Origin of the sequence: Flavobacterium sp., from assembly GCF_035760125.1 — a bacterium.
Classification (GTDB): Bacteria; Bacteroidota; Bacteroidia; order Flavobacteriales; family Flavobacteriaceae; genus Flavobacterium.
On sequence record NZ_DASTTN010000146.1, the window covers coordinates 1 to 6,328 of the forward strand.

The following is a 6,328-nucleotide window of genomic DNA, read 5'->3' on the forward strand; positions in this document are numbered from 1 at the left end:
CAACTAACAACACAACTAGAACCCATTGTATAACCAATTAAGGAAAAAATTTATGATTCCACAATTATTTGTAGAAAAAATCGATTTAGGTGATGGAAGAAGCATCACAATCGAGACAGGACGTTTAGCTAAACAAGCAGATGGTTCTGTAGTAGTAAGAATGGGCGACACAATGATACTTGCAACTGCAGTTTCAGCACGTAGCGCTAACCCAGCGGTAGATTTTTTACCTTTAACGGTAGATTACCGCGAAAAATTTGCAGCAGCAGGTCGTTTCCCTGGAGGTTTCTTCAAAAGAGAAGCTCGTCCAAGCGACAGCGAAGTATTGACAATGAGATTAGTTGACCGTGTTTTACGTCCTCTTTTCCCAGATGATTACCATGCTGAAACACAAGTTATGATTCAATTAATGTCTCATGACGAAGAAGTTATGCCAGACGCATTAGCTGGTTTAGCCGCTTCTGCAGCATTAGCTGTTTCTGACATTCCATTTTACAACCTAATTTCAGAAGTTCGTGTTGCACGTATCGACGGAAAATTTGTAATTAACCCAAGTAGAGAAGACTTAGCAAAATCTGACATCGACATGATGATTGGAGCTTCTATGGACTCTGTTGCGATGGTTGAAGGAGAGATGAAAGAAATCTCAGAAGCTGAAATGGTGGAAGCAATTAAATTTGCACACGAAGCTATTAAAGTTCAAATCCAAGCTCAATTGCGCTTACAGGCTGCTTTTGGAAAAAAAGAAATCCGTACTTACGAAGGTGAGAAAGAAAATGAAGAAATTTACAAAAAAGTAAAAGCTGCGGCTTACGATAAAATTTATGCTATTGCAAAAGTTGGATCAGCTAAACACGAAAGAAGCGCTGCATTTGCTGAAGTAAAAGAAGAAGTAAAAGCTTTATTTACTGAAGAAGAATTAGCTGCCGACGGTGATTTAGTTTCTAAATATTTCTATAAAACAAATAAAGAAGCCGTTCGTAACGTAGTTTTAGAATTAGGTGTTCGTTTAGACGGTAGAAAAACAACTGACATCAGACCAATCTGGTGTGAAATCGATTATTTACCAAGAGTTCACGGTTCTTCTTTATTTACTCGTGGAGAAACTCAAGCATTGGCTACTGTAACTTTAGGAACTTCTAGAGAAGCTAACCAAATTGATTCTCCATCTGAACAAGGTGAAGAGAAATTCTACTTACACTACAACTTCCCTCCTTTCTCTACTGGTGAAGCAAAACCGCTAAGAGGAACTTCAAGAAGAGAAGTAGGTCACGGAAACTTGGCACAACGTGCTTTGAAAAACATGATTCCTGCTGATTGTCCTTACACTATCCGTATTGTATCTGAAGTTTTAGAATCTAACGGTTCTTCTTCTATGGCAACAGTTTGTGCTGGAACAATGGCTTTGATGGACGCTGGGGTTCAAATGGTAAAACCAGTTTCTGGAATTGCTATGGGATTAATCACTGATGGTGAAAAATTCGCTGTTCTTTCAGACATCTTAGGAGATGAAGATCACTTAGGAGATATGGACTTTAAAGTAACGGGAACAAAAGACGGTATTACAGCTTGTCAAATGGACATCAAAATTGATGGATTGCGTTATGATATCATGGAACAAGCTTTAGGTCAAGCTCGCGAAGGAAGGCTGCATATTTTGGGTAAATTAACCGAAACTATCGCCGCTCCAAGAGAAGATGTAAAAGCACATTCTCCAAAAATTATCACCAGAACTATTCCTGGAAACTTTATTGGAGCATTAATTGGACCTGGAGGAAAAGTGATTCAAGAATTACAAAAAGCTACAGGAACTACTATCGTAATCAACGAAGTGAACGAGGAAGGTGTTATTGAAATTTTAGGTACGGATCCTGCTGGAATACAAGCGGTATTGGCAAAAATCCAATCTATCACTTTCAAACCACAAATGGGAGAAGCATACGAAGTTAAAGTAATCAAAATGCTTGATTTCGGTGCGGTTGTAGAATATACTGCTGCTCCAGGAAATGAAGTATTGCTCCATGTATCGGAACTTGCTTGGGAACGTACAGAAAACGTTACTGATGTTGTTAATATGGGCGATGTATTTATGGTAAAATACCTTGGTATTGATCCAAAAACTAGAAAAGAAAAAGTATCTAGAAAAGCACTTTTACAAAGACCTCCACGTGAGGAAAAGAAAGAGTAATCAGATCTTAGTTTACTAAAGGTTTATTTTATAGAGAAGACCCCGTTTCATACAAATGAAACGGGGTTTTTCGGCATTATTAAGTTCTAAAAAAAAAATAATCCTCAAATATCGTAAATAATTCCTACTTCTTTTAGAAGCAAAAAACAGGCTTCCAATTAATAGCAAAATCAAAATTTTAATAGAATCGCATATTATTCAAAACTATTTTTTGCATAAAATTTATTTTCCCTTTTTATTTTAGAATAAGTTAAAAAAATAAAAATATAACAATTAACCTTGTTTTTGTAAGATTTAATATTACTTTTATAAAAAAAATACATGACTTTTCTAAACTTAAGTCTAAAATCATCAACTAACACAAACCAACTACAAAAAACAATTATAAAAAAATGCAATTTAGAAAATCGAAGATTAAACTTGTAGTATTATTGACTATAATTACCTCAACCGGACTTAAAATACACTCTCAAACCAATTCTGAAATTTCTTTATATACTAAATTTGATTCCATCGTTGGGAAAGAAAACCTTGGACTAAACAACGGTCCGCTTACCTTGTACCCCTACAAAACAATTGGAGACAATAATATGTTCTTCAAAAATGACAAATACACCGTAGGAAATCTAGTTTATGATGGTCAGCCATATTTTAATGCAAAATTAAAATACGACATTTATAAAGACCAATTGATTTTAAATCCACCTGAACAGCCTGAGCATATTGGAATTAGTTTAATTCAAGACAAAATAGATTCCTTTTCGTTATACGGAAAAAATTTCATCAAAATAACGAAGAGTCAAACCGCATTACCCGATTTTACATCTGGTTATTATGAAATAATAAAAATCGGGAAAAATTTTAATTTATTCATTAAACACCACAAAGACATCCTTAAAGAAATCAACGAAGAAGGTGTCTTTTATTCCTTCCATGAAAATTATCAATATTACATCGAATATAATGGTAAGTTTTATGAAGCAAACAACAAATCTAATATTGTGAAAGTATTTCCTGATTACAAAAAACAGATCAATGTTTTCTATCAAAAAAACAAAAGCTTAAGCAAAACAGACTACAATCAATTTATAAATGGATTAATGATTTCTATTTATGATTCTTCAATAAACAATTCAAAATAATAGAAATGAGGAAAATACTACTCGTCCTTTTCACAGCCTTAATTCATTTTTCTTTATTCGCACAAAAAACTGGAGATACTTATTCCTTTGAATTTAAAAATATAGATAGATTAAAAGCTATAGAAACTATAGAAGCTTCTACTCCTTATCATTTTTACTTCGAAAAGGAATGGATGGATTCTGATAAAAGTCTAATCTCTGGAAGTTACAAGAACGTTACAATCACAACTCTTCTAGAGAGCATCTTTAACAACACCTCTTTAAACTTCTATGTTACAAAAAACAAGATTATTTTGACTCAAAATAATGTTATTCATGAAAAATTGGCTGCCAATTATTTTGGAGCGATTAAAACTGAAAACATTAATAAAAATTCTAATGATTTAACTGGGAAACCTGTTTTTTATCAGCAGTATGATTCTATAAACAAATCATACACCAAGAATAATAATGGAGTGATTTTCATTGGAAAAGAAACGACAATTACAGATGCCAAATTCTGTACCATAACCGGAACAATAATTAACACAACAACAGGAAAACCTGAATCCAACATTGTTATTAAAGTTAGAAACAAAAACATAAGTACAATTAGTGATAACGATGGGAATTATTCCTTAAAACTTCCAACGGGAACAAACATTATAGAAACAAGATCACTAAGCCACAAAAAAACGGTTAAGACTTTGGTTGTTTACAGTAACGGTGAACTAAACATCAATATAGCTGAAAATTCAAATCAGCTAGATGAAGTATTTATAAAAGGTAAAGGATCAAAAGCTGTAGAATCGGTTGTTTCTGGTGTGATTTCCATAGACATAGAAGCTATGAAAAATATGCCATTGATACTTGGAGAACGAGATATCTTAAAAGTGGCAACTACATTGCCCGGGGTTAAAACCACTGGAGAAGGATCTGCAGGGTTTAATGTGCGTGGTGGAAAAGATGATCAAAACTTATTTCTTCTTGACAATGCAGTACTCTATAATCCTCAACACTTTTTAGGCTTTTTCTCATCTATAAATCCATATACCGCAAAGAAAGCAACCATCTACAAAGGAAGTATTCCTGCTGATTTAGGTGGAAGGCTATCTTCTGTATTTGATATAACTACAAAAAATGGAAATCCTGAAACCGTTACTGGTGAAGGAGCAATTGGCCCAATAACATCAAATCTAAGCGTAAGTGTACCTTTAGAAAAAAATAAATCCAGTCTTCTTTTTGGTGGTCGTGCTACCTACTCTGATTGGGTTTTAAAATCTTTAAAAAACGACGATTTGGCCAATAGCCAAGCAAGTTTTTATGATGGAATATTAAAATACAATAATGCTTTAAATAAAAACAACTTCCTAGAATCTACTCTTTATTATAGCCATGATAAGTTCAGCCTTAGTTCTGACTCTATTTATTCTTATAGTAACAGACTTGCTTCTATCAAATGGGATCATTCTTTTAATTCTAAAAACAAAGCAGCTGTAATTTTAACCAATAGTGAATATAAATTCGACATAGACTTCGATACAACTGCAAAAAATGCTTTTGTATCTGGATACAAACTCAATGAAACACAACTTTTATTAAAATTTAACTATCTATATAGTGACAAACATAAATTCCAATATGGCTTATCAAGTAAGCTATACAATGTTTATCCAGGCTTTTTAAACCCAACCAATCCTAATACCACATTAAAACCTATTGAAATTTCGCAGGAAAAAGGATTAGAATCTGCACTATATGTTTCAGATAGCTATAAAATAAACGATAAATTTTCTGTTGATCTAGGTTTACGTTATTCATTATATGCTTCTTTGGGTGAAACGGATCAAAGAGTCTACGCACCTAACCTTCCGCTTAATGATGCAACGGTTATTGAAACCAAGCATTATGGCAACAACCAAGTGGCAACCACTTATGGCACTTTTGAACCGCGTCTGGCTGCTCGATATTTATTAACTGAAGATTTATCTATTAAAGCTGGTTATGACAAAACCAGTCAATATATTCATTTACTTTCAAGCAATGTAACACAATCACCAACAGATACTTGGATACTATCTAATTTGAATATAAAACCACAAACAGCTCAACAAGCTTCGATTGGTATATTCAAGAATTTCGATAACAATTTATATGAAGTTAGTGTAGAAAGTTATTATAAAAAATCAAAAAACATTCTAGATTACAAAGTAGGTGCTCAACTACAATTAAATGAGCATGTTGAAACCGAACTTTTACAGGGCGATGGAAAAGCATACGGAATCGAGTTTTTAATCAAAAAACAGTTTGGACGATTAAACGGTTGGTTAGGATATACCTACTCAAGAACTTTTATAAAATTGGATAGCCAGTTTAATGAAGAAAAAGTAAATAATGGAAATTATTTTCCAGCTAACTATGACAAACCACATGATGTAAGTGCCATTCTTAACTACAAATTTACCAAGAGATACAGTCTTTCTTCTAATTTTGTTTATCAGACAGGAAGACCTATTACTTATCCTATTGGTACTTATATATACAACAATGCAAATTATACATTATATAGTGATAGAAATGCATTTCGTATTCCAGATTACTATCGTCTAGACATTGGTATAAACATTGAAGGAAATCATAAAATAAAAAAATTGGCCCACAGTTTTTGGAACATCTCTGTTTATAATGTTTTGGGAAGGGCAAATCCTTACTCCATTTATTTTGTTACCGATGGCAATGGGCAAGTTAAAGCTTTCAAAACTTCAATCTTTTCAATACCTGTGCCAAGTATTACTTATAATTTCAAATTTTAGTTGAAATAATGAAAATCAAAATAGCATCTAATCTTTTTTTCTTACTACTATTATTCGTCATTTTTAATAGTTGTACAGAGCCCTATATATTAGAAACAAATACTTATGAAGAAGCATTAGTTGTTGAAGCCACGATAACCAATGAACTCAAAAAGCAAGAAATAACATTAACAAAAACTTCCCGATTTGAAGACAAAGAAACTCAA

The 6,328-nt window shown here is 32.9% G+C and carries 3 protein-coding genes and 1 pseudogene; all 4 read left to right on the forward strand.

Annotated elements, in window-relative coordinates; translation table 11 throughout:
* Positions 1–52 precede the first annotated feature (52 nt).
* Complete coding sequence (locus VFS71_RS05680) at positions 53–2,188, forward strand: polyribonucleotide nucleotidyltransferase (RefSeq protein ID WP_326399900.1); 2,136 nt, start codon at positions 53–55, stop codon at positions 2,186–2,188.
* A 392-nt stretch (positions 2,189–2,580) separates the two neighbouring features.
* On the forward strand, positions 2,581–3,330 hold the full coding sequence (locus VFS71_RS05685; RefSeq protein ID WP_326399901.1) for a hypothetical protein: 750 nt from the start codon (positions 2,581–2,583) through the stop codon (positions 3,328–3,330).
* A 5-nt stretch (positions 3,331–3,335) separates the two neighbouring features.
* Positions 3,336–6,122 (forward strand): TonB-dependent receptor, encoded by a 2,787-nt coding sequence (locus tag VFS71_RS05690; RefSeq protein WP_326399902.1) that lies wholly within the window; start codon positions 3,336–3,338, stop codon positions 6,120–6,122.
* Positions 6,123–6,130: 8 nt separating this feature from the next.
* Positions 6,131–6,328, forward strand: a pseudogene (locus VFS71_RS05695) (DUF4249 domain-containing protein); the annotation flags it as partial.

Coding starts and splice junctions, on each gene's coding strand:
- VFS71_RS05680 (WP_326399900.1), top strand. CDS start 53: ATGATTCCACAATTATTTGTAGAAAAAATCGATTTAGGTGATGGAAGA.
- VFS71_RS05690 (WP_326399902.1), top strand. CDS start 3,336: ATGAGGAAAATACTACTCGTCCTTTTCACAGCCTTAATTCATTTTTCT.
- VFS71_RS05685 (WP_326399901.1), top strand. CDS start 2,581: ATGCAATTTAGAAAATCGAAGATTAAACTTGTAGTATTATTGACTATA.